At 71.6% G+C, this 23,671-nt stretch carries 22 protein-coding genes and 2 pseudogenes; 15 read left to right on the top strand and 9 right to left on the bottom strand.

Going from position 1 to position 23,671, the window contains the following annotated elements:
- Nucleotides 1-169 precede the first annotated feature (169 nt).
- A complete protein-coding gene (locus tag OG764_RS29255) occupies nt 170-1,708 on the top strand; it encodes a glutamate-cysteine ligase family protein (protein ID WP_328971413.1) in 1,539 nt (512 codons plus the stop codon).
- Between the two features lie 321 nt (nt 1,709-2,029).
- Nucleotides 2,030-2,842, top strand: a complete 813-nt coding sequence (locus OG764_RS29260) for a CPBP family intramembrane glutamic endopeptidase (protein WP_443056083.1) — start codon at nt 2,030-2,032, stop codon at nt 2,840-2,842.
- 93 nt (nt 2,843-2,935) lie between these two features.
- Here OG764_RS29260 and OG764_RS29265 read toward each other — a convergent pair whose 3' ends face one another.
- Entirely contained in the window at nt 2,936-3,757 is an 822-nt protein-coding gene (locus tag OG764_RS29265; RefSeq protein ID WP_328971414.1) for a PhzF family phenazine biosynthesis protein, read from the bottom strand.
- A gap of 184 nt (nt 3,758-3,941) precedes the next feature.
- Here OG764_RS29265 and OG764_RS29270 point away from each other — a divergent pair, with 184 nt between their 5' ends.
- A complete protein-coding gene (locus OG764_RS29270) occupies nt 3,942-4,559 on the top strand; it encodes a PadR family transcriptional regulator (protein ID WP_328971415.1) in 618 nt (205 codons plus the stop codon).
- 150 nt (nt 4,560-4,709) lie between these two features.
- On the opposite strand, the gene OG764_RS29275 is transcribed toward OG764_RS29270, so the two are convergent.
- Nucleotides 4,710-5,138 carry a type II toxin-antitoxin system Rv0910 family toxin gene (locus tag OG764_RS29275; RefSeq protein WP_328971416.1) on the bottom strand — a complete coding sequence of 143 codons (429 nt, stop codon included), beginning with the start codon at nt 5,136-5,138 and terminating at the stop codon, nt 4,710-4,712.
- Between the two features lie 169 nt (nt 5,139-5,307).
- Here OG764_RS29275 and OG764_RS29280 point away from each other — a divergent pair, with 169 nt between their 5' ends.
- Together OG764_RS29280 and OG764_RS29285 are read left to right on the top strand one after the other, a co-directional pair.
- On the top strand, nt 5,308-6,354 hold the full coding sequence (locus OG764_RS29280) for an EamA family transporter (RefSeq protein ID WP_328971417.1): 1,047 nt from the start codon (nt 5,308-5,310) through the stop codon (nt 6,352-6,354).
- Nucleotides 6,355-6,519: 165 nt separating this feature from the next.
- Nucleotides 6,520-7,479, top strand: coding sequence for a DMT family transporter (locus tag OG764_RS29285; RefSeq protein WP_328971418.1), 960 nt, complete (start codon nt 6,520-6,522; stop codon nt 7,477-7,479).
- A 196-nt stretch (nt 7,480-7,675) separates the two neighbouring features.
- Here OG764_RS29285 and OG764_RS29290 read toward each other — a convergent pair whose 3' ends face one another.
- The gene (locus OG764_RS29290) at nt 7,676-8,380 is read right to left on the bottom strand and encodes a pyridoxamine 5'-phosphate oxidase family protein (RefSeq protein ID WP_328971419.1); all 705 of its coding nucleotides are present in this window, start codon (nt 8,378-8,380) and stop codon (nt 7,676-7,678) included.
- Between the two features lie 23 nt (nt 8,381-8,403).
- Between OG764_RS29290 and OG764_RS29295 the strand changes: the two genes are divergently transcribed.
- Entirely contained in the window at nt 8,404-9,735 is a 1,332-nt protein-coding gene (locus OG764_RS29295) for an aminotransferase class I/II-fold pyridoxal phosphate-dependent enzyme (RefSeq protein ID WP_328971420.1), read from the top strand.
- A gap of 63 nt (nt 9,736-9,798) precedes the next feature.
- On the opposite strand, the gene OG764_RS29300 is transcribed toward OG764_RS29295, so the two are convergent.
- Entirely contained in the window at nt 9,799-10,830 is a 1,032-nt protein-coding gene (locus OG764_RS29300) for a DMT family transporter (RefSeq protein WP_328971421.1), read from the bottom strand.
- Between the two features lie 38 nt (nt 10,831-10,868).
- On the opposite strand from OG764_RS29300, the gene OG764_RS29305 reads away from it, so the two are divergent.
- On the top strand, nt 10,869-11,789 hold the full coding sequence (locus tag OG764_RS29305) for a LysR family transcriptional regulator (RefSeq protein ID WP_328971422.1): 921 nt from the start codon (nt 10,869-10,871) through the stop codon (nt 11,787-11,789).
- A gap of 127 nt (nt 11,790-11,916) precedes the next feature.
- Nucleotides 11,917-12,321 carry a hypothetical protein gene (locus OG764_RS29310; protein ID WP_328971423.1) on the top strand — a complete coding sequence of 135 codons (405 nt, stop codon included), beginning with the start codon at nt 11,917-11,919 and terminating at the stop codon, nt 12,319-12,321.
- Nucleotides 12,322-12,450: 129 nt separating this feature from the next.
- On the opposite strand, the gene OG764_RS29315 is transcribed toward OG764_RS29310, so the two are convergent.
- Entirely contained in the window at nt 12,451-12,909 is a 459-nt protein-coding gene (locus OG764_RS29315; RefSeq protein WP_328971424.1) for a pyridoxamine 5'-phosphate oxidase family protein, read from the bottom strand.
- Nucleotides 12,910-13,013: 104 nt separating this feature from the next.
- On the opposite strand from OG764_RS29315, the gene OG764_RS29320 reads away from it, so the two are divergent.
- On the top strand, nt 13,014-13,649 hold the full coding sequence (locus OG764_RS29320) for a cysteine hydrolase (RefSeq protein WP_328971425.1): 636 nt from the start codon (nt 13,014-13,016) through the stop codon (nt 13,647-13,649).
- 52 nt (nt 13,650-13,701) lie between these two features.
- Here OG764_RS29320 and OG764_RS29325 read toward each other — a convergent pair whose 3' ends face one another.
- A complete protein-coding gene (locus OG764_RS29325; RefSeq protein ID WP_328971426.1) occupies nt 13,702-14,820 on the bottom strand; it encodes a TDT family transporter in 1,119 nt (372 codons plus the stop codon).
- Between the two features lie 114 nt (nt 14,821-14,934).
- On the opposite strand from OG764_RS29325, the pseudogene OG764_RS29330 reads away from it, so the two are divergent.
- Nucleotides 14,935-15,045: pseudogene (locus OG764_RS29330) on the top strand (HipA family kinase); the annotation flags it as partial.
- 277 nt (nt 15,046-15,322) lie between these two features.
- A pseudogene (locus tag OG764_RS29335) lies at nt 15,323-15,850 on the top strand (cation transporter); the annotation flags it as partial.
- A gap of 70 nt (nt 15,851-15,920) precedes the next feature.
- On the opposite strand, the gene OG764_RS29340 reads toward OG764_RS29335, so the two are convergent.
- Both OG764_RS29340 and OG764_RS29345 read right to left on the bottom strand, forming a co-directional pair.
- Nucleotides 15,921-16,883 (bottom strand): class I SAM-dependent methyltransferase, encoded by a 963-nt coding sequence (locus OG764_RS29340; protein ID WP_328971427.1) that lies wholly within the window; start codon nt 16,881-16,883, stop codon nt 15,921-15,923.
- A 66-nt stretch (nt 16,884-16,949) separates the two neighbouring features.
- Nucleotides 16,950-17,603 (bottom strand): DUF1326 domain-containing protein, encoded by a 654-nt coding sequence (locus OG764_RS29345; protein WP_328971428.1) that lies wholly within the window; start codon nt 17,601-17,603, stop codon nt 16,950-16,952.
- A gap of 460 nt (nt 17,604-18,063) precedes the next feature.
- Between OG764_RS29345 and OG764_RS29350 the strand changes: the two genes are divergently transcribed.
- On the top strand, nt 18,064-18,687 hold the full coding sequence (locus OG764_RS29350; protein WP_328971429.1) for a DUF1326 domain-containing protein: 624 nt from the start codon (nt 18,064-18,066) through the stop codon (nt 18,685-18,687).
- Nucleotides 18,688-18,757: 70 nt separating this feature from the next.
- On the opposite strand, the gene OG764_RS29355 is transcribed toward OG764_RS29350, so the two are convergent.
- The gene (locus tag OG764_RS29355; RefSeq protein WP_328971430.1) at nt 18,758-19,579 is read right to left on the bottom strand and encodes a DUF2182 domain-containing protein; all 822 of its coding nucleotides are present in this window, start codon (nt 19,577-19,579) and stop codon (nt 18,758-18,760) included.
- 787 nt (nt 19,580-20,366) lie between these two features.
- On the opposite strand from OG764_RS29355, the gene OG764_RS29360 reads away from it, so the two are divergent.
- From OG764_RS29360 to OG764_RS29370, 3 genes are all read left to right on the top strand, one after another.
- Nucleotides 20,367-21,680, top strand: a complete 1,314-nt coding sequence (locus tag OG764_RS29360) for a tyrosinase family protein (RefSeq protein ID WP_328971431.1) — start codon at nt 20,367-20,369, stop codon at nt 21,678-21,680.
- A complete protein-coding gene (locus OG764_RS29365; RefSeq protein ID WP_328971432.1) occupies nt 21,680-22,183 on the top strand; it encodes a hypothetical protein in 504 nt (167 codons plus the stop codon). The genes OG764_RS29360 and OG764_RS29365 overlap by 1 nt, the downstream gene beginning before the upstream one ends.
- A gap of 71 nt (nt 22,184-22,254) precedes the next feature.
- Nucleotides 22,255-22,689, top strand: a complete 435-nt coding sequence (locus OG764_RS29370) for a hypothetical protein (protein WP_328971433.1) — start codon at nt 22,255-22,257, stop codon at nt 22,687-22,689.
- Nucleotides 22,690-23,671 lie beyond the last annotated feature (982 nt).

Consider the following 23,671-nt stretch of genomic DNA (forward strand, 5'->3'; position numbering starts at 1 on the left):
CAGCGGTCCATGCGAAGTGAATATGCCGAAGCGCTGCTTCGGCCAAACCGGCGCACGCTCCCGGCGGGAACGGGCGCCGGTGCGTTATCGATCACCGCGCCGGGGCATCATCGACCGTAACGCGACGGCCGGGCACCCGGTTGGCGCCCAGCCGAGGAGGGACGCTTCGATGGGGGAGAAGGTCGTGGCAGGCGATTTCGACCTGTCCGATCGGCAAAGGTACCGGCGGAAGCTCCACGAGTGCCTTGAGGGACTGGGGCGGCTTCTGGCGGAGAAGAGGTTCGACCGCCCGAAGAATCTCATGGGGCTGGAGATCGAGCTGAATCTCGCGGGTTCCGACGGACTGCCGAGAATGATGAATGCCCAGGTGCTCGACCGGATTGCGAGTTCAGATTTCCAGACGGAACTCGGGATGTTCAACCTGGAGGTCAACATTGTCCCGCACCGGATCGGCGGGAGGGTGTTCGACCAGCTCACGGAGGAATTGCAGACCGGGCTCGGGTATGCGCACCGGATGGCTGCGGAGATCGATGCCGGTGTGGTGATGATCGGTATTCTGCCGACCATCGCGCACGCCGACCTGGTGTCGGCGAACCTTTCCGACGTGGACCGGTACACGCTGCTCAACAACCAGATCGTGACCGCGCGGGGCGAGGACTTCACCCTCGACATCGACGGGGTGGAGCGGCTGACCTGCACGACCACGTCGATCGTGCCCGAAGCGGCCTGTACGTCGGTGCAGTTGCACCTCCAGGTCACTCCGGGCCGGTTCGCGGCGGTGTGGAACGCGGCGCAGGCGGTGACGGCCGTGCAGATCGCGGTGGGCGCCAACTCCCCCTTCCTGTTCGGCCGGGAGCTGTGGCGCGAGTCCCGGCCGCCGCTGTTCACGCAGGCAACCGACACCCGGCCGCCCGAGCTCCAGGCCCAGGGGGTGCGGCCGCGCACCTGGTTCGGGGAGCGGTGGGTGGACTCCGCGTACGAGCTCTTCGAGGAGAACGTGCGCTTCTTCCCGGCGCTGCTGCCGATCTGCGACGAGGAGGAGCCGCTGCGGGTGCTCGACGAGGGCGGGGTGCCGCGGCTGCAGGAGCTGGTCCTGCACAACGGCACGGTGTACCGGTGGAACCGGCCGGTGTACGGGGTGGCGGACGGGGTGCCGCACCTGCGCGTCGAGAACCGGGTGCTGCCGGCCGGTCCCACGGTCGTCGACGTCGTCGCCAACGCGGCCTTCTACTACGGGCTGGTGCGCGCGCTGGCCGACGAGGCGCGGCCGGTGTGGACGCGGATGTCGTTCGCCGAGGCCGAGGCCAACTTCGACGCGGCCTGCCGGTACGGGATCGACGCCCGGCTGCGGTGGCCGCGGCGCGGGCGGGGCGGCGGCCTGGCCACGGTGTCGGCGGTCCGGCTGGTCCTGGACGAGCTGCTGCCGCTCGCCGCGTCCGGGCTCGACGCCTGGGGCATCGAGCCGGCCGACCGCGACCTGTACCTGGGCATCATCGAGGAGCGCTGCCGGCGGCGGGTCAACGGGGCGACCTGGCAGGTGGACACGTATCACCGGGCGCGGGCGGCCGGGCTCGGGCGGGACGCGGCGCTGGCGGCGCTGACGCGGCGCTATGCGGAGCTGATGCGGCGGGGGGAGCCGGTGCATACGTGGCCGGCCGGGTTGGCGGACGGGGAGCGGGTCGCTGCCGCGGTGGTCGGGCGGGGGTGACGGCCGTGCGGCCGGGCCGGGGCGGGCCGGGCCTTCGGGGCGGAGCCCCAAGCAACCCGGCTGACGCCGGGCACCGGGCTCCGCCCGGACCCGCGCCTCAAACGCCGGCGGGGCTGGGTTCGGTGAGCCGGCGGGGCTGGGTTGGGTGAGCCGGTGGGGCTGGGTTCGGGGCGGCGGGGGCCGGCGGGGGATGGGTTCGGTGAGCCGGCGGGGGATGGGTTCGGTGGGCTGGACTTGGGTTCTGGGCGTGATCTTCGTATGGGTTTACGAGACCATGGTGGGAGGTGTGGCGGGTGCGGGAAAGCTGAACTGGAGTCAGTCGTGCGGGCAGAGCCGGGACAGGTCGTCGGATCTTCGGATGGGGTAGTGCTGGACCGGGGGATCCTCCGGTCCGAGACGCTGCTGGTGCTCGCCCTCTCGCTGGGGGCCAGCGGAGTGTCCGCGCTGATCAGTTTCATCGGATCGCTGACCAAGCCGGGCGGTCTCAAGGACCAGGCGGCGACCCTCAACGGCTCGTACGCGCCCGGCCGCCCCTGGCTGGACCTGGCCTGGCAGCTCTTCGGGATCGCGACCGCGCTGGTGCCGGTGCTGCTGGTGGCGCACCTGCTGACCCGGGAAGGCGCCGGCGGCCTGCGCGCCCTCGGTTTCGACCGCTCGCGGCCCTGGTGGGACGGCGGGCGCGGGGCGCTGGTCGCGGCCGGTATCGGCAGCGCCGGGCTGGCCTTCTACCTGGTCGCGCGGGCCACCGGCTTCAACCTGACGGTGGTGCCGGAGGCGCTGCCCGACGTGTGGTGGAAGTTCCCCGTGCTGATCCTCTCCGCCGTGCAGAACTCCGTGGTGGAGGAGGTCATCGTGCTCGGATACCTGCTGCGCCGGCTGGGGCAGCTGGGCTGGACGCCGATGGCCGCGCTGGTGGCCAGCTCGGTACTGCGCGGCTCGTACCACCTCTACCAGGGCATCGGTGGGTTCATCGGGAACATGGTGATGGGCGCCGTCTTCGTGCTGCTGTACCGCCGGTGGGGGCGGATCGGTCCGCTCGTGGTGGCCCACGCGCTTCTCGACGTCGTGGCCTTCGTCGGGTACGCGCTGCTGGCCGGCCACGTCGACTGGCTGCCCACTCCCGACAAGGGCTGACCCGACAAGGGCTGACCCGACAAGGGTCGCAGCGTCGCGCCGGGGCGCGCGGGCGGCCCCCGGCGCGGGGGCCTCGCGATGCCACTCGGGGCGTTACGGTCCGGCGAGCAGTTCGCCGTCGATCACGGTCACGGCGCGGCCCGTCAGGAGGGTGCGGTCGTCGCGCAGGCTGACGCGGACCAGGCCGGTACGGGCGGAACCCTGGAATCCGGTGAGTTCGGTACGGCCCAGGCGCGCGGCCCAGAAGGGGGCGAGGGCGGTGTGCGCGCTGCCCGTGACGGGGTCCTCGTCGATGCCGGCGGCCGGGAAGAACCCGCGGGAGGCGAAGTCGTAGCCGCGGGCCGGGTCTTCGGCGGCGGCGGTGACCACGACCCCGCGCCGGGCGTACCCGCGCAGGGCGGCGAGGTCCGGGCGCAGGGTGCGTACGGCCTCCTCGTCGCGGAGCTCCACGAGCAGGTCGCCGATGTGGTCGGAGGTGTCGTGCACCGAGACGATCTCGGCCCGGAGCGCGGCGGCGATCTCGGCGGGGGGCTCGACCGGGGTGAGGGTCGAGGTGGGGAAGTCCAGGGTGAGCAGGCCGTCCGCACCGGCTTCCGCGCTGAGGATCCCGCAGCGGGCGGCGAAGCGGATGGCGCCGCGCGCCAGACCGGCGGCGGCCAGCACGTGCGCTGTGGCGAGCGTGGCGTGCCCGCACATGTCCACCTCGGTCGTCGGAGTGAACCAGCGCAGCGCCCAGCCCGCGGGGCCGCCGGGCGGCAGCGGGTGGGTGAAGGCCGTCTCGGGGAGGTTGACCTCGGCGGCCACCTGCCGGAGCCAGTCGTCGGCGGGGAAACCGTCCCCGTCGAGGACGAGCACCCCTGCCGGGTTGCCTGAGAAGGGGCGGTCGGTGAAGGCGTCGACGATACGAATGCGCATGCCACGAACCTAAGGCGGGATACGGCCGGGGCGTCAAGATCGCGATCGGCGGGCCGGCGGTGGACGCCGGAACGTGTTCGGTGTCTTGTCATGCCGAGACTACCGATATATCGTTGAAGCATCGGAACCGGTCGATGATCGGTTGTGACTGTTCGGAACCAACGATGACGAAAGGAGCGCGGTCATGCGTTCACATGGACACGGGCACGAGCGCGGCCATGAGCACGGGCGGGGTCACGGCCACTGCGGGCCGGACCGTCGGGACGGGGAGTACGAGGGCAGGCGCGCCGCGTTCGGGCCGTTCGGGCCGCCCTTCGGCGGTGGGCCGTTCGGGCGGGGCGGCCGCGGCGGTCCGCACCGGCGGGCCCGGCGCGGAGACGTGAGGGCGTCGATCCTGGCGCTGCTCTCCGACCGGCCGATGCACGGCTACGAGATGATCCAGGAGATCGGGGAGCGCAGCGGCGGGGCGTGGAAGCCCAGCCCGGGCTCCGTCTACCCCACGCTCCAGATGCTTGAGGACGAGGGGCTGATCACCAGCGAGAGCGAGGGCGGCAAGAAGCTGTTCACGCTCACCGAGGCCGGTCGCGCCGAGGCCGAGACCGGCCCCGACGCGCCCTGGGAGGAAGCCGGGCGCGGGGTCGACTGGGACTCGATGAACGAGGTCCGCCAAGCCGGATTCGGCCTCATGGAGGCGTTCGGGCAGGTCTTCAAGACCGGGACGCCCGAGCAGCGCCGGAAGGCGCTCGCGGTCATCGGCGACGCCCGCAAGAAGCTCTACCTGATCCTGGCCGACGAGGACTGAGCAGCGGCCGGCCAGGTCTGCCCGGCCGGGCGGAAAGGCGGCAGCGCCCCGCGGTGAGCCCGCGGGGCGCTGTGGTGCGTTCGTACGGGATCCGGGTGCGAGGGTCCGGGTACGGGGGGTCCGGGTGCGGAGGGTCCCGGTGCGGAGGGGTCAGGCGACCAGGGCGGCGAGCTTGCGCAGCGACTCGTTGAGGGCGGCGGTCGCCGAGTCCTTGAGCTTGCCGGCCATCAGGGAGACGGCCGCGCCGGTGAAGTCGCCGTCGATGCGCACCGTGGTCGCCTCGCCGTCCGGGACCAGCGTGTAGCGGGTGCCCACGACCACGCCCATCGGGCCCTTGCCGCGGATGGCCAGCACCCGTCCGTCCTCCAGGGCCTCCACCGTCCAGGTCACCTCGGCCGGGAAGCCCATCATCTTCATGTTCTCCTCGAAGGTGGCGCCGACCGCGAGGTTCTCCGGGCCGCCCTTCGGGAAGCTGGTGTGGGTCTGGCTCCACTGGCCGTACGCACTCCAGTCGGTCAGCTGCGACCAGACCTTCGCGGCGGGCGCCTCGATGCGTGATTCCGCGGTGACTTCGGCCATGCGACCACCCCTTCTCGACGGTTCGTGCCGCGGAACGTAGTCCGCACGGCCGGAACATTCAATACTGACGACCTGTCAGATATCGGGGGTGGGCCGGGCCCGCCGAGGCCGCCGTCTCAACAGGTGTGACAGGGATGACGGTGCTGACCTCGGGTGTCATGATGGCCGGATGCAAGCGTCAGGGAGAAATGCCGGGCTGGGACTCGCTTTGGTCTCGGCCCTCGCCTTCGGTGGTTCCGGAGTGGCGGCGAAGCCGCTGATCGAGGCGGGTCTCGACCCGCTCCACGTGGTGTGGCTCAGGGTGGCCGGCGCCGCCCTCGTGCTGTCACCGCTGGCCTGGAAACACCGTTCCCTGGTGCGGCGCAGGCCCGCACTGCTCGCCGGATTCGGCCTCCTGGCGGTCGCCGGCGTCCAGGCCTTCTACTTCGCCTCGATATCCCGGATCCCGGTCGGGGTCGCGCTGCTGCTCGAATACCTCGGCCCCGCGCTGCTCCTCGGCTACATCCGCTTCGTCCAGCGCAAGCCCGTCAGCCGGGCCGCCGCGGGCGGAGCCGCCCTCGCCGTGGCCGGCCTGGCCTTCGTCGTGGAGATCTGGGCGGGCCTGAGCCTGGACCTGCTCGGTGTCCTGCTCGGCCTCGCCGCCGCCTGCTGCCAGGCCTGCTACTTCGTCCTCGCCGACCAGGGCAGCGACGGCAAGTCCGAGGCGCCCGACCCGCTCGGGGTCATCGCGTACGGCATGCTCGTCGGCATGCTGGTGCTGACGGTCGTCGCCCGGCCGTGGCGGATGGACTGGTCGGTGCTGGGCGGATCGGCCTCGATGAACGGCACCGACGTGCCGGCGCTGGCGCTGCTCGGCTGGGTGGTCCTGATCGCGACCGTGTTCGCGTACGTCACCGGTGTCGTGTCGGTGCGCAAGCTCTCGCCGCAGGTGGCCGGGGTGGTGGCCTTCCTGGAGGCGATCACCGCGGTGGTCTTCGGGTGGGTGCTGCTCGGCGAGCAGCTCTCGACCCCGCAGATCGTCGGCGGCGGGCTGGTGCTCTTCGGCGCCTTCATCGCCCAGACCTCGCGGCCCGCCGCCGGGCCGGCCGAGCCGGTGGCGGCCGGCGGACCGGGTACGAGCGCGCGTACGAGTACGGGCGCGGGCGCGGCCGGGGAGTCCGATGCCGCGGACCGGCCGGGGACGGGTGCCCTGGACCACGAGACCACCACCGCATAGGGTGCTGATCATGCTGTCGACCGTGCTGCCGCCGCCCGCCTCCTAGCGGGCGGCAGGCCTACCGTTTCGAGGACCCTGCCCGGGGAGCTCCCGGGCAGGCCGCTGCTGCCCGCGTCCGGAACCCAGTGACTCCCGTCCTGCCTTCCTGATTCCGCGGAGAAGCACGTGTCGACTTTTCGTTCCCTGCCCGTTTCGCCCCTCGGGCGCAGCCTGCTGTCCCTGATCGTGGCCGGAGCCGCCTGGGGGACCGCCGGAGCGGCCGCCTCGCTGCTCTACCTCGCGAGCGACCTGGGCCCGCTCGCCCTCACCTTCTGGCGCTGCGCGGGCGGGCTCGTCCTGCTGCTGGGCGCGCTCGCGCTGCGGAGGCGCCGGGCGGGATCGCCCCTGCCCGCCGGTCCGGCCGCGGTCGCCGTTCAGGCGCGCGGCTCGCTGGTCGCCACCGGGCTGCTCTTCACCCTGTTCCAGGCGGCGTACTTCGCCGCCGTGCTGGAGACCGGGCTGGCCGTCGGCACCGTGGTCTGCCTCGGCGCCGGGCCGGTGCTGATCGCGCTCGGCGCGCGCTTCGGGATGGGGGAGCGGCTCGGTCTCGGGGGCGCGCTCGCCGTCGGCGGAGCGCTCGCCGGGCTGTGCGTCCTGGTGCTGGGCAGCGGCGGCGGCACGGTACGGCCGCTCGGGGTCGGATACGCGCTGCTGTCCGCGGCCGGCTATGCCGGGATGACCCTGCGGACCCGGGCGCTGGGCCGCCGCGGCGCGGCCGGGGACCCGCTGGTGACGACCGCCTGGTCGCTGGCGGTCGGTACGGTCACGCTGCTGCCGCTCGGTCTGGCGGAGGGGCTGCTGCCGCACGCGGCGGACGCCGGCCGGGTGCTGGGGCTGCTCGTCTACGTGGCCGCGGTGCCGACCGCGCTGGCGTACGCGCTCTACTTCACGGGAGCGGCCGCGGTGCGCGCCGCCACGGTCTCGGTGATCATGCTGATCGAGCCGGTGAGCGCTGCGGTGATCGCGGTGGCGCTGCTGGGCGAGGAACTCTCGTCGGCGACGGTCGCGGGCACGCTGCTGCTGCTCGTGGCGGTGGCGGGGCTGACGTTCGCGGAATCGCGCCGGAGCCTGGCGGTGGCGGGGTAGCCGGGGCATGACGGCGCCCGGGTAGCCGACCCCTGTACGGCTACCCGGGCCCGTGTCTTGCGGAGGCGGGTCGTTTGTTCTTGGGGCTCCGCCCCAAACCCCGCGCCTCAAACGCCGGCGAGGCTGGGTCGGGCTCCGCCCGAACCCTGCGCCTCAAACGCCGCCGAGGCTGGGTGGTGTGCCGTGTGTCGCCGGGCTAGAGCGCGGTGATGTACTCCGGGACCTCGATGCCGTCCGCGAGATCGGCCGCCGGGATCGGGGTGCCGTACGTGCGCGGCAGCGGGACCACGCCGGACCAGAACGGCAGCGAAAGGTCCTCGGCGTCGTCGTTCGGGCCGCCGGTGCGGATCTTCGCCGAGACCTCGCGGAGGTCGAGGCGGACCACGGCGGTGGCGGCGAGTTCCTTGGCGTTCGCGGGGCGGGAGTCGGCGGAGCGGCCCGGGACGACGTGGTCGACGAGGGCGTCGAGGGCCATCCGGCGCTCGGCCTCGTCGGTCACCTGGTAGGCGGTGCCGTGCACGACGACCGAGCGGTAGTTGATGGAGTGGTGGAACGCGGAACGTGCCAGCACCAGGCCGTCGACGTGGGTGACGGTCAGGCACACCTTCAGCCCCGGGTCGGCTTCGCCGCCGGCGCCCGCCTCGCGCATCGGCCGCGAACCGGTCGAGCCGTGCACGTACAGGGTCTCGCCGACCCGGCCGTAGAGCGTGGGCAGCACGACGGGGGCGCCGTCGCGGACGAAGCCGAGGTGGCAGACGTAGGCCTCGTCGAGTATCGCGTGCACGGTTTCGCGGTCGTACGCCGCACGTTCGCGGGACCGGGTGGGAACCGTGCGGTCGGTCGGCTCGTAGGCCCCGGTGGACTCGGCGGGGGCGGTGGCGGCGGACATTGCGATCTCCATTGCACTAGTGCATAATCTGGTTTGTGCTAGGAGGGTACATGATCAGTGGGCGTCGTGCATCGGAGATTTCCGCGAGCGTCGAGCAGGCCGTGGGGTCCGGGGAGCTCGCGCCCGGCGCGGTGCTCCCGCCGATGCGGGAGCTCGCCGCCACGCTCGGGGTGAACCCCAACACCGTGGCCGCGGCCTACCGGACGCTGCGCGAGCGGGGTGTCATCGAGACCGACGGCCGCCGCGGCAGCCGGGTCCGGGCCCGGCCCGCCACCGCGCCGCGCGACGCGGTCCGGGTCGACGTGCTCCCCGGGGTCCGCGACCTCGCCACGGGCAATCCGGACGTCGCCCTGCTGCCCTCGCTCACCGAAGCCCTCGCCGCCGCCGCCCGGCGCAACGCCGCGCACCCGGGCCTGTACGGGTACGACACCGTGCTGCCGGAGCTGGAACGGCTGGCCCGGGCCGGCTTCGACGCCGACGGGGTGCCCGCCGGGCCCGTCGCGGTGACCTCGGGCTCCCTCGACGCGATCGAACGGGTGCTGGCCGCGCACCTCAAGCCGGGCGACGCCGTCGCCGTCGAGGACCCGGGCTGGAGCAGCCTCCTCGACCTGGTGCCCGCCATGGGGCTGCGCATCCTGCCGGTCGCCCTCGACGAGGAGGGGCCGCTGCCCGACAGCGTGGCCGGGGCGCTCGCCGACGGGGCCCGGGCGCTGATCGTCACCGACCGGGCGCAGAACCCGACCGGTGCGGCCGTGACCGGACCGCGGGCGGCCGCACTGCGCGCGGTGCTCGCCGGCCACCCGCACGTCCTGGTGATCGACGACGACCACGGCCACGCCATCGTCGACCTGCCGCTGCACACGCTGGCCGGCGCCACCGACCGCTGGGTGTTCGTGCGTTCCGCCGCCAAGGGGTACGGGCCCGACCTGCGGCTCGCGGTGCTCACCGGGGACGACACCACCCTCGACCGGGTGCGCGGCCGCTACCGGCTCGGGCCCGGCTGGGTCAGCCGGCTGCTCCAGTACGCGGTGGTCCACCTGTGGTCGGAGCGCGCGGTGGACCCGGCCGTGGTGGCCCGGTCGTACGCCGCCCGGCGGGACGCGCTGATCGGGGCGCTGGCCGGGCGCGGCATCGAGTCGTACGGGCGCAGCGGGCTCAACGTATGGGTGCCGGTCGCCGACGAGACCGGGGCGGCGACCCGGCTGCTCCAGGCGGGCTGGGCGGTGGCGCCGGGGGCGCGGTTCCGGGTGGCCGGCCCGCCCGGGGTCCGGCTCACCGTGTCCTCGCTGACGGAACACGACATCGAGCCGCTCGCCGATGCCGTGGCCGCCGCGGTCCGGCCCGCGGCGGGATCGCGCTTCGCCTGAGCGGGGGGCGGGTGCGGGGGGCGGGTGCGGGGTGCCGTTCCGGCGGCCGGCCGGGCCGGCCGGTCAGGCGCCGGCGCGGGGCTTGGGGCGGCTCTGGGTGAGGGCCGCGCCCGCCAGCACGATCAGTGCGCCCACCGGGGTGTTCCAGTGCGTGGACTCGCCGAGGACCAGCACGCCCGCCGCGGTCGCGATCACCGGGATGAAGTAGGTGACCATCTGGGCCGTGGTCGGACCGACCTCGACGACCAGCCCGTACTGCATCTGTAGGGCGAGCCCGGTGCCGAGGACGCCCAGGGCCAGCACCGCCAGGGTCGGCCAGAGCGGGAACGCGGCCGGTGCGGAGGTGGCCAGCGGGGTCACCACGGCCAGTTGGAGGGTGGCCAGCGCCAGCTGCGCGCCCGTCATTGCGATCGGCGAGCTCGTGCTGCCGGCCAGGGTGCGCCGTACGTAGATCCAGCCGACCGGGTAGCAGAACGACGCGAGCAGGGCCATCGCGGTGCCGGAGGCGTCGAGGCCGGAGAAGCCCTGCCAGGCGCCGAGCACCGTCAGCACCCCGAGGAAGCCGATGCCCAGGCCCGCCACCCGGCGCCGGGTCGGCCGGTCCTCCGACAGCGCCACCAGGGAGAGCGCCATGCCCCAGAGCGGCGAGGTGGCGTTGCAGATCCCCGCCAGACCGGACGGGATCGTGAGCTCCGCGTACGCGAACAGCGTGAACGGCAACGCGTTGAGCAGCAGCGCCGAGACCGCCAGGTGCCCCCAAGTGCGCAGCCCGCGGGGCAGCCGCTCCCGCTTGACCAGCAGCGCCGCACCCAGCACCGCCGTGCCGAAGAACACCCGGCCGAGGGTCACCTGGAGCGGCGCGTAGCCGTCGGTGCCCACCTTGATCAGCAGGAAGCTGAACCCCCAGATCGTGGAGAGGGCGGCGAACCGCAGCCGCCAGTCGAGCCCGGGCCGGGCGGCGGCCGGGGCGGCGGCGGTGGCAGGGGCGACGCGGGAGACGGGGGAGACGAGTGTGGCGGGGGCGGCAGGGCGGTGCGACGGGGCTGCGGGTGCGCTCATACGGCTCACCTTGCTGGGCCGTACCTCGTAGCACAAGCGAGATTCTCTCGACCGGAAAGCGTAGTGTTGCTTACATGTTGAATCTGGAGCGCCTGCGCACCCTCGACGCCCTCGCCCGCCACGGCTCGGTCAGCGGCGCGGCCGGCGGACTCCACGTCACCACCTCCGCCGTCTCCCAGCAGATGGCCAAACTGGAGCGTGAGGTCGGCCAGCCGCTGCTCGCCAAGAACGGCCGGGGCGTGCGCCTCACCGAGGCGGGGCAACTGCTCGCCGGGCACGCGGCGCGGATCATCTCGCAGGTGGAGCAGGCCCAGGCGGACGTCGAGGCGCAGCGCGGCCGGGCCGTGGGCGAACTGCGGATCGCCGCCTTCCCGACCGCCCTGCGCGGCCTGTGCCCGGCCGCGATCGGCGCGCTCCGCCGCGACCACCCCGAACTGCGGGTGCGTACCCGCGAGACCGAACCCGAGCAGGCCATGGCGGCCGTCGTGCGCGGTGATTTCGACCTGGCCGTGGCCATCGACTGGTACAACAAGCGGATGCCGGTGCCCGGCGAACTGGTGCGGGCCCCGCTGCTCGACGACGCGGCCGATGTCGCGGTGCCCGCGGACCATCCCCTCGCGGACCGCGCCGAGGTGTCCCTCGCGGAGTTCGCCGAGGACGACTGGATCTCCTGGAACGAGGGCCAGTTCTGCCACGAATGGCTGGTTTTCACGCTCCGCGGCGAGGGGATCGAGCCGCGCATCGAGCACATCGCCGAGGAGCACCACACCCAGCTGGCCTTCGTCGCGGCCGGGCTCGGGGTCTGTGTGGCCCCCCGGCTGGGGCGCGGCCCGGTGCCGCCCGGCGTGCGGCTGCTGCCGGTCCGCGACCCGGTCCTGCGGCACATCTACGCGGTGTGGCGGGCGGACGCCGACCGCCGGCCGTCGGTACGCGCCGCGGTGGCGGCCCTGCAGGCGGCCGGAGCGGCCTACGGGCGGGCGGCGGGAGCCGTGTAGGGGCCGCCGGCCGAGCCGGGTAAGGGCGGCCCGGCCCGCCCGGCTTGACGGGTCCCGGAGTCAGGCGTACTCCGGAAGCAGGGGAGCCATCCGCAACCTCGGGAGGGGGCCGGAGAGGAGTCCCGTCATGCTGGGCGAACTGATTGCTGAGGAACAGGGCGAGATCACGAGCGTCCGGGTGCTCTCCACCGACGGCGGGCACGCCGTCACGGAGGCCTCGATCCAGGCGGCCGGGACGCTTCTGGGCGCGCCGGTCAAGGAGATGGGCACGTACGAGTCGGTCACGCGGGCCGACGGCACGCTCTTCGGCGAAGGCCAGGGCATCGTGACGAGCGCGGAGGGGGAGACCGCCACCTGGCACGGATCCGGCGTCGGCCACTTCACCGACGCGGGCGGGATCAACTGGCGCGGCGCCATCTTCTACGAGACGGCCGCACCCTCCTTCACCCGCCTCAACGGCCTCGCCGCCGTATTCGAGTTCGACACCGACGAGGCGGGGAAGGCGACCGCGCGGATCTTCGCGTGGATCTGACCGATCCGGCCGACCCTCGCAGGATCCCGCCGATCCGGCCCGTCCGGCCGACTTGGCCGCTCCTGCCGCTCCTGCTGCTCATGCCGCTCCTGCTGCTCCGGCCGCTCCTGTGCGGTGCGGGCGGACCGCTCAGAGTTTGCGGAAGTCCCAGGACACGATCGAGTCGGGAGTGAGCCGGATCCAGGCGTGGCGTCCGTCGTGGGGCATCTCGGGAATGCCGAAGTTCTTGGCCGGAAACAGCTGCTCCGGACGGGTCAGCTCGGGGCAGGGCTCGCCGGTGCGCGGAGCCTCGCCCACGAAGACCGCGCTGCCGGACAGCTCGACGCCGCGCAGTTCGTCGTACGACTCGCCGGCGTCCACGACCACCGAGATCCGCGGATCCTTGGTGAGGTCGGACCAGCGGCGGCTGCGGGTGATCGAGTACAGCCACAGGGAGGTGCCGTCCCAGGCGAACCACAGGGCTCCCACGTGCGGGCGGCCGTCGGGGGAGACCGTCGCGACCCGGCAGGTGCGCTGCTCCGCGAGGAAGGCGTCGACCTCCTCGCCGGTCATCATGATCCTTCGGCCGCGCCGCTGCGTCTGGTCCATCAGCCGTCCACCCCTTCACATCTGACTGTGTGTCAGGAAGCATGGAGGCTCGGCCGCCGCCGCGCAATCACGCGTCGGCACCACCTCACGCCACGGGAGCCGCCATGCGTCCGGACGACCGGCTCGGGGAGCAGATCGACCCCGCGCACACCGTGCTGCTGACTGTCGAATGCCAGCAGGGCGTGGTGGGCCCGGACAGTGCGCTGCCCGAACTGGCCAAGGAGGCACAGGCCTCGGGCATGCTGGACCGGGTCGCCGGGCTCGTGCGCGCCGCGCACCTGGCCGGCGTACAGGTCGTGCACGCGGTGGCCGAGCGGCGGCCCGACGGACGCGGCGCCAACAGCAACGCGCGGCTGTTCCGGGCGGCCGGCCGACTGCCCGTGCAGCAGCTGACCGGCAGTCCGGCGGTCCGGATCGCCGACCCCGTCGAAGTGGCGGACCAGGACCTGGTGGTGCGCCGGCTGCACGGGCTCTCCCCGATGGCGGGCACCGACCTCGACCCGCTGCTGCGCAACCTCGGCTGCCGCACCCTGGTCGTCACCGGGGTCTCCTCGAACGTGGCGATCCCCAACACCGTCTTCGACGCCGTGAACCTCGGCTACACCGTGGTGGTGCCCGCCGACGCGATCGCCGGGGTGCCGGCCGAGTACACCCCGCAGGTGGTCCGCAACTCGCTGGCCCTGGTCGCCACCATCACCACCGCCGACGAGGTCCGCAGCCGCTGGCCGGCCGCCACCTGACGGCGACGGCCGGCCGGGCAGGTCGGGCACGCGGGACGGCAGGGGTACGGGGCTAGTCCAGGGAGGCGGCCACCGCCGGGTTCGCCTGCACGGGGACGAACGCGCCCGTGAAGAGCCCGCGCAGGGTCAGGCTCGCTGCCACCGCCCACGCCGCCAGGAGGAACACGTACAGCCCGACCGCGAGCCAGCGGTACGCGACGAGGCCGGTGTGGACCGCCAGGCCGTCCATGCCGGTCACGCACGTGCCGACCGGGAAGGTCAGGGCCCACCAGGTCAGCGAGAAGCGCATGCCGCGCCCCCGGGCCCGTACGAACAGGGTGCAGGCGAGGGCGAACCAGAGCAGCGCGAAACCCGTCACCGGTACCCCGTAGATCACCGCGAGCATCCGGAAGCCCTCGGCGTACGGGGGCGGGATCACACCGGGGGCGGTGTCCGCGAACTTGTTCACGGCGGTCACGGACTGCCCCAGCGGGCCGAGGACCAGGAACAGCGTGGGCGTCAGGGCGAGCGGCAGCCGGGGCCCGGTCACCATGCGGCCGAGGACCACGGGCAGCAGCACGAAGGTCGCCATCATGCTCAGGCCGAACATCGCGAAGCAGCCGAGCAGCAGGGCCCGCTGCCACTGGCCGGCCGGCAGGTGCGGGATCAGCAGCGGCCCGAGCGCGGCGGCGACCAGCGGTGCGACGACCGGGAGCAGCCAGACGGGTGAGGCGCTGCCGGGCTGGACCCGGCGCTCCTCCACCATCAGGATCGGGATCGCGACGGCGGACAGCAGCCCGACGGCCGTCCCCGCGAGGAACAGGACGGTGTCCACGGCCACGGCCGCGCGGGTGCCGATCCACTCCTGCCCCACCAGCATCGTGGCCCCGCCGACCGACAGCAGCGCCATCGCGAGGCAGCCGTAGAACGGGGCCACGGCCGGATCGTGCAGATGCGCCCTGGCCTGGTCGGGGTGGCGGGTCCAGTGCGCGATCCGGCCGGTGAGCAGCACGGCCAGCATGACCGCCGAGAGCGCCCAGAACAGCAGGCACAGCGTGCGCAGCCCGGTCACCCGCACCGGCAGCGCGACGCCCGCGTTGGCGACGATCGCGGTCCCCATCACGCTCGCGTACCAGTTCGGCCCGAGATGACGCACGAGGGACGGCCGACCGCCGGGTGCGGAGTGGACCATTCCCTCACGGTCACCGGCCCCCTCCCGCTCCGCAACCGGTGGCAGCGCCACCGGCGGGCACCTCCGGCGGGCACCTCCGGCGGGCGCCGTCGACCGGCCGGATAGCCTGGGCGGATGCTGCCCGAAGTGATCGCGACCCGCTATGTCACGCCGCTGCGTGAGGGCGGCTCGCTCCCGGGGATCGTCGAGGCCGACGACCTGGGTACCTACGTCATGAAGTTGTCCACCTGGCTGCGCTGAACAGGGGTTTTGTCCGCTGGAGGTGAGCTGACCTGCGCGAACGTGTCTTTCTCGATCTTTCACGTTCGTGCAGTTTTAGGTAGCCGATTCTCCCCAGATGCCCCCCAGGGGGCTCGATTCTCCCCAGATTCTCTCCAGAGGTCCTGCTCCGCAGTGGCTCGACAGTTGGTTGAAGGGGCACCCGCTTGGCTACGCTAAGTGTCGGGTGGTCAGGTACCGGGGGTGCATTTGTGGTCTACGGGCTGGTGGCGGCGGTGCTGTCTCTACGTGTGCGGTCGCCTGGCAGTTCTCCGCACCCGAGCATGCGGTGCGTGAGGCGCGGGAGAAGACCACGCTGCGGATCATCGCTGTGTCGTTCTTCGTCCTGGCCGCGTATGTGAGCGTGGACGCGGTGCGCGCGCTGACCGGCACCGGTGACGCTGACCGCTCGATCCCGGGCATCGTGCTCGCCGCTCTGTCGCTGGCGATCATGCCGTTCCTGTCCGCGGCTCAGCGTAAGGCCGGACGTGAACTCGGCTCCGCCTCGGCAGTTGCGGACTCCAAGCAGACCCTGCTGTGCACCTACCTCTCCGGCGTGCTCCTGGTCGGTCTCGTGTTGAACGCCACCCTCGGCTGGTCCTGGGCCGACCCGATCGCGGGCCTCGTCATTGCCGCCGTCGCCGTCAAGGAAGGCCGCGACGCCTGGAGAAGCGAGGGGTGCTGTGCGGCGCCGGCGGCCGCGGTACCCGCCGAGCACCAGGGGCAGGAAACCGACGCGTGCGGTTGCGGACCCGGTTGTGACTGTTGCTGAGTGCGCGGTCGGCCTGATGGGCTGCCAAGTCACGTGCCATCGGAACTGAGACACCGCCCGGGCGCCTGAGTCACTGGGGCCGGGTCTGGGTGACGCGCCAAAGGCGGCGCGGCAGTTCACCCTCCTCGAAGGCATGGACTTCGTTCAGCGTCCAGTCGGCGGCGAGCGCGTCGACCAGGTGGCGGGAGAAGAAGTGCACGGCGAAGCCGCCGTGTTCGTAGATGTCGTCGCCGTGCGGGGTGCCGGTGCCGTAGTGGGCGTCGTCGGTGTGCCGGACGGTGTAGACGAAGAGCCCGCCGGGCCGGAGCACTCGGCGGACGTCTTGCACCAGGGCGTGAATCTCCTGGGTGGACAGGGCCATGCACAACAGCATGTGCGCGAAGACGGCGTCCACCGAGGCGTCCGGCAATGGCAGCCTGTCGCGGACGTCGTGCACCGTGGTGCTGACGCGCTCGGCGACGCCCTGGGCATGGGCAGCCTCCTGCAGCTGCTGAAGCCCGGTGGCGCTGAAGTCGGTGGCCTGGACGGTGAAGCCCTCGCGGGCGAAGTACAGGGCGTCGCGGCCGTGCCCGGCCCCCAGCTCCAGCACATCCTTCGCCCCGGCCGCGCGAAAGGCGCCTGTGGCGTGGACCGCCGGGGTGGAAGGCTGCTCGCCGTACATGCACGGGTGGGCGGTGTAGGTGTTCTGCCAGTGGCGCCGTTGCGCGTCGGCGAGATCCTGTTCGTGGAGGGCGCCGGTCAGCGCCTGACGCAGCTGGTCGAGGCTGGGAAGGCTGGCCAGGCCCTCCGGTGTCCGGTACATCCGGCACGCCAACCCTGCCGGACGGCTCGCCTCGTCGAACGGGTCGCGTCCGTCGATCAGGAAGGTCGGCGACCCCGTGAACCCGCACTGTTCGGCCTCGTCCTGGTCAGTGACTACGCGCGTGGTGACCGTGGTGCCGCGCAGACCGACGTCACCGAGCGCATGGTGCAGCAGCTCGGCCGCAGGCTGGGTGTGCGGGCAGTCGGTGACGACGAGGATCTCGATCTCCATGCGTCAAGCATCACCCGCCGTCCACAGCCGGCACCGCTGTCTGTTGAGCCCGGGGTGTCGGTGACGCTAGTCGGGGCCCGTCCAGTCGAAGGTGATGTGTTTGCTGGACTGGCCCTCCCGGCTCCACTGGAAGCCGAAGGCATTGGCGCGGTCCACAGTCGAGCGGCCCCAGGTCGCGACCTGTCCTGGCCCGGTCTCCGAGCCTGGCAGGTTGGTCGACTGGACCCGTGCACCGTCCGGTGTCGTGGGTCCGGTGAGCGCCACGGCGCTCGCCTCGACCCGGTCGGGAATGGTGGCTCGCCAGCCGCCGAGGTCCTCGTCGACGTCGATCTGGATGGGGGCGAAGTCCATGCCGCGCATCTCGGCGTCCATCATGCTGACCATCTCGGCGGGCCAGCTGCCGGCCTGGCCTCCAAAGATCATCTGCAGGGCTTCGCGCTGTGCGTCGTCGGCGCGCTCGTCGAGGAATACTGCCGCGTAGGAGTCGGTGTGCTCGGCCCACACATTGCCGACGAAGGAGCCGAGCATCAGCACGTTGAGGCCGGTCAGCGGTACTTCGCCGTAGTTACCCTCGCGTATGTGCCAGGCCAGGACACCGTCGCATTCGCCGAAGGTGGGCAACTGGGCGAAGCTGCAAGGACAGGGAACATTGCACCTGCACGTATCGAACCAGTCACCGACCGCGTGCCATCTCGGAACAGTCGCTGCCGTCTCGGACATCTCGTCGCCTCCTCGTGGCCCGCACAGGGGGAAGTCACCTGGTTGGCGGTGCCCCGCTGGATGTCGACACAGGCACTCGGTGGCACGGGTCATCATCAATTCTCCTCCCGCTGCTGACTGGGGGAAAGCCCGGGCGGCCGTGCTGCCCGCGAGTTTGGTCACCGGGGTGGGCACTTGTCGAGGCGTGCGGCGATCTGTACACCCTCCACGGGCACGCCTAGCCTTGTAGGAGAAGAACTCCCGGGGTCCTGAAATCTGCCCTGGAGTGAGCGCCCATGGATGCTTGCATCGCGCCGAAGGACAGCGGGGCGTCTCGTGCCGCCGTCGCCGGGGGCTGACCCGGAGCTGTGGCACATGGCGGGTCTACTCCGTCGGCCGCGCGCTCCCCACCAGGCGCTCTCGTCGCCAGCGTCGTCCGCGCCGTCGGACGACGGCAATCGTCAAGCGATCGGGAGCAGTCATGACGTGGAGTATCTCCGGCAACTACCTGGCTGGTTGCTCGTGTGCGGTGGTGTGCGGCTGCGCCGTCGATGCGAAGCCGCACGACCCGCAGGGGCGTGAGGAATGCCTCGGGTGCGCCGCCTTCCATGTGGAAGACGGGCGCCTGGACGATGTGGACCTGTCCGGGGTGGATTTCGTCCTCTGCAACCACTTCCCCTCCAACCTGACCTCCGGCAATTGGAAGGTCGGCCTCGTGATCGACGAGGGGGCCACCGACGAACAAACGGACGCGGTGGCACGCATCGTGTCCGGGAGCGAGGGCGGTGCGTTCGGCGAACTCTCGCAGTTCTACGGTGAGAATCTGGGCGTGGAGCGGGCGAGCGTTTCCCTGTCCGATGGAGAGAAGCCCCGACTCAGCGTCGGTGGGAAGACCGAGCTCGAATTCGAACCCCTCAGGGGGCCCGATGGAGGGCCTACGACGATGAAGAATGCGATGTTCGGGTTCTCTCCGGAATTCACGCTGGGCCGCACCGCCGGTAGTTCGAATGCCTTCGGGCTGTCGTTCGACGGTGCGTACGGCGAGGTGTCCGACTACGCCTTCTCCAGCGAACCGCCCGAGGGTGCGCCCACCGGACGGGGTTGAGTCTCGTTCAACACGGGAGGAGGCTCTCCAGGCCGCCTCCCGCAGGGCGCATGGCGTCCGCTCATCCTGCCTAGTGCGCCATCCGGCCCATGGCCGGATCGGACATCTCCAGGCCAGGCAGCAGCCAGTCCTGGAACGGGGCGAGCACGGCCAGGACGAGGAAGGCGAGGCCGACGGCCCAGGTGAGCCAGGGCCCCTGTCGCCAGAGTTTCTCCAGGAAGATCACGACCGCCAGTCCTGCCATCGCGGCCACGTTCATGAAGCCGAGCGGGATCAGGACGATCATCAGGCCCCAGCAGCATCCGACGCAGTACAGCCCGTGGTGCGCCCCCACCCGCAGGTCCTTGGCCCAGGGCCGGAAACGCGAGTACTGGAGCAGCTGGAACATCGGGTTGCGGCAGTGCCGCAGGCAGACCCGCTTCAGCGGCCCGAGCTGCTGCAACCCCGCGAGAAGGAACGCGGCGGCGCCGATCCAGCGTCCTGCCTCGGGGTTGCGGTCGACGAGGTATCCAGTCGCAGCGAGGGCGCCGTACGCGAGCAGCCCGAATCCGGTCCAGGCGAGGAGGTAGCCGCTGACGAATTCCGCGATCCGGAGGGTGCGGGCGGGGCCCGCCGCGCGGCGGTTGATTCCCCGCACCCAAGTGATGGCCACCGGTGCCACCGACGGCAGCATCATCGCCGCCATCATGACCACCCACAGCAGCAGGAAGAGGGGGAGTGCCAGGCCCATGGTGCCGGGCTCCATCCCCATGTGGCGGGACTGACCGACGGTGAGTACCCACGCCAGGGCGGCCAGCAGCACCATCAGGATCCACGCGACCGCCAGATCGCGTACGGGCAAGAGGATGCCGGGCCGCGTGGGTGCCGGCGGGGCCAGGCGGAGGTGTGGCATGGAGCGCCTCCCAAGGGCGCCAGGTGCCCCGATCGTCCCGGCGTCCGGGACGTGGCCGATGGTGGTGGGTCGACATCTCCAGCAGATCACAGAACTGGCGTGCCCAAAACCGGGCGAACGCGCGATGGGGGCGGCCGACGGGAACCCCGGTTTCAGCCGCCGAGCCCCCAGGGCCGGCGCGAGGTGAAGTGGCGGACCGAGAGCGGCCTCGGCCCGCCACGTGGTCCCATCGCACGTGGATGGACGGAGGAGACGGCGTCTGGCCGAGTGTGACGCTCAGCGATAGGTGGTCTCAGCATTGACCGGTCGCCGGTGGGTTATGCACCCGGCTGCGTGACTCGAGGTTGGAGGGTTCGGGCGACACGCGGCGCTCACCGAGAGAATCGGTTCGCCTTATGGCGGTCTGTCTAGCGTGGTTCCTGCGAAGCGCAGCCAGCTCCCAGTTGCCTTCCCGTGAAAGGCAGACGGCCATGACCACGACTTCGACCGCCACACAGTCTGGTCCTTCCCGGCACCCGGGCGGGACGTTCCGTGTCGATCCCAACGTGCACACGGACCCGGTGGCCGTGGCCGTGCGGCATCTGGTGCCGTACATCGGCCTGCGAGCCCTTCTTCCGGTGCCGAACTATCAGCTCGTGAACGGTGCGAGCCGGTACTGGCTGTTCCGCCACGAGGTGGTTGTTCCGGACTCCCCGCTGGCTCGCGGTGTCCTTCCGAACCTCTAACTCTGGCACCTGAACGAGAACAGCGGCCTGCCCGCTTCGACTGTCCCCTCAATGGAGGCGAAATGCCGAAGGTCCGCAAAGACATCAACGCCCTCACCGACGCGGAACTAGACGACTACATTCACGCACTCGACATCCTGCGGCAGCGCTCGGAGGTGAACGAGGCCGATCCGGCCGGGTACGCGTTCCAGGCGGCGCTGCACAACGGTTTCGTGGGACCGGACGGCGTCGCCATCAGGTGCGAGCACAACAACGACCGCTTTCTGCCGTGGCACCGGGCGCATCTGCACTATTTCGAGAAGCTGCTCCAGGCGGCCGACCCGCCGCGCACCCAGAACGTCACCATTCCGTACTGGGACTGGATCGGCGAACAGACACCCGAGAAGTTTCCTCTCGCGTTCAAGAAGCCGGGGCTGAAAGCCCCGCGCAGCTCCGCGGCGGCGGCGCTGCCGCCGGACACGCTGGAGATCGTCACGACGGAGACGGACCAGAAGGAGTTCGCCGGCTATCCGGTGGGTGACCTCTCCGGGGACGACGGACGGATCGAAGGGGGACCGCACAACCGGATGCACGGTTTCTACATCGGCGGGGCGATGGCGAACCCCTCGGCAGCGGCCGAGGACCCCATCTACTTCAGCTTCCACGCCTTCATCGATCTGATGTGGGCGGAGTGGCAGCGCCGTAACGGCACGCCGCCCCTGACGTCGCCGGACGAGGTGCTGCAGGGGTTCGCTTCGCAGCCCAAGAACAAGATCTCCGAGTTCACCAACACCGTGGACCTCGACTACGAGTACGAGTACACGGCGCAGCTCAAGGCGGCCTTCGGGGTGCCGCCGGCGCCCCCGGCGCCCGTGCCTCCGGCGCCGCTCAACCTCCTGGCGACCGAGCTGCTCTCACCGCTCGACGGGAACGCGGACATCGTGGGCGAACTGCGTGACAAGGAGGTCGTGCAGCTCGGGTTCAAGGTGCCCGCGACCTCGGGTAAACGACTGCGTGTGCGACTTGACGAGCTCAAGGTGCCGACCACCGGAAGCTACATGCTGCGCGCCTTCCTCCATCCGTCCGGGGTGCCCTTCCAGCCCGACGACGGCGAGTTCGCACGTCGGTTCGGAGCAGGGTATGTGGCGCTGTGGCGGGCCCACCGGCACATGCACGACGGCCACGGCGACCTGCACGGCGACCACGACCACAACGTTTCCCGTACGGCCCGCTTCGACGTGGGACGCGTCTTGGAGTCGCTGGGAGCGGACGGCGCCGACCTGGTGTTCACCCTGCAGTTCATTCCCGCGCCCAGCGAGACTGGGCTGCCCCCGCATCCTCTGCCGCCGGTCGACGAGGTGGACTTCAAGGACGTGCGCATGGAGGTGTACTCCTGATGCGCACCCCGGTGTATGAGCTGCACATCCGGCCCATGTTCAGCGCGACGGACCGCGACCACATGATCCCTCACTCAATGAACCTCTGGAAGTACGAGGATGTGGTCGAGCACGCCGAGCACATCATCGACCGCCTGGAGGCCGGGACCATGCCGCCGACGGCCTTCGGCGGGCCGTGGCCGCCGGAGTGGATCGATGTCTTCCGGCGCTGGAAGGAGGGCGGTCTCAAGCGCCTGGAGCTCGGCACCGCGGTGATCACCGTCAACCGGTCGCCCAGCACCGTCACCGTCAAAGCGACCGGAACGTTCCCCGCCGCGGGCTACCAGGGGTGGCTCCAGCTGGAGAGCGAGTCCGACACGGCGAAGACCTACGTCCTGTACTTCGAGCCGCCCGACGCCCCGGTGGCCGGTACCGCCGATGACTTCGAGCTCAGGGAACGCTACAGCGTTTCCGACACCCGGGCCTTGTTCGTCCATGACAGCACCGGCGTTCAGGAGCACTGAACACGTCCGTCGATCGCGGACCCTGTCGCCGATCGGGCCGCCGGAGACGGCGGCATGACCGAGGAGAAACAGTGCAGGCCACAGACCTCTCAGGCACGTACACCTACCGGAGTTTCCTCAACAGGCCAGATCCAGTCGACGACTTCAACGATCTCAGGTTCGCTCAGCTGGAGCTCAGGCTGACAGCCACCTCGGCGGGCGGCGTGAGCGGTCTCCTGGTCTTCCCGGCACCGGCGGGCGTGGAACCGTTGGCGATGGAGATGGCCGGGCAGGCGTCCGGGACGCCGTTGGCGATCACGCTCACAGGCAAGGGGGTCGCCGGAACCCCGATCGAGGACTTCCACTACGAGTACGAGGGCGTGGTCCTGCGGCACTGGCCGACGGGAGTAGGACAACGGATGACGCTCGCCGGAACCGTCCTTCGTGCCAAGGACCACGGCAGCGGCGCCAACCTCGCCAGGGCCGGACAGACAGCCAGCTTCCTCGCAGTGAAAAGGGACTCCTGACCTGCCCGTCGCGGCAGCCTGCGCACGTGACGAGAGTGCTCGGCCAAGCGCTGTGGGCCGTCGCCCCGCAGGTCCGGGCCGGCGGCTTCCGCGGCATCAACCGCCTCAGGGAGTGGCGGCCGGGCGGGTCACCCTGCGGCTGACCCGCGAAGGCGAGCAGGCACGGGTGGGAGACCCTCGCGAGCACGCCCGAGCCGGAGACGACGGCCAGGGACGTCCGCGGCAGATGGCGTGGATACCGTCTCCGGCCCGAGGCCGACCCTTAGTAACACGCCTCCGGGACGGGCCGGCCGCGTCCGGTCAGCCAGGACCCGGCACGCGACGAGAAGATCATCCGGGCGCACAGGCCCGGCAGGCCTTCAGGCTCACCGTGCTGGCGTCCCTTCACTCCTGCGTCGTCGGTGTGATCGCCGAGGGCGGGGAGCCGGTCAGACCCGGGGTCGCCGGAGCCTGTCAGGCCGCCGCCCGCGTGGTCCGCTCCTGAGTAGGAGCGGCCCCCGCGGGCGGCTGTCAGTTTCGTCCCGGCATCGGCTTCCCTGCCCGACCGGCTGCTGATTCCGGGCGTGGCCTAGCATGGCGCGCATGTCGCGACGCCTGACTCTGTGGCTCCGGACGTGGTCCGGAGTGCTGCTGGTGTGCGCGCTCTTCGCATGTCTGACGGGGCTGGCGCGTCCCGCGATGGCGATGCTGGGACCGATGGAGATGTCCCCGCACGTCGCGATCACTGGGCATGCCGCGGCTCCGGCCGCCGTCGTATCGCCGGAGCACGGTCCGAGCTGCCCCGCGGCTGAGGAGCAGTGCGTGGCGCCGAAGGGCGTCCTCGCTCAGGACGTTCCGGCGGGCCAAGTGCCCGCTGCATCGTCGCGCGCACCGGACTGCACTCCGCCGTCTCTGGTGGCGCAGCCCAACGCCCCGCCACCGATAGTGGCTCCCCCTGATCTGCACCGTTTGTGCGTGTCACGGACGTGACGGCCGGCTACCC

Source organism: Streptomyces sp. NBC_00239, assembly GCF_036194065.1.
GTDB lineage: Bacteria > Actinomycetota > Actinomycetes > Streptomycetales > Streptomycetaceae > Streptomyces.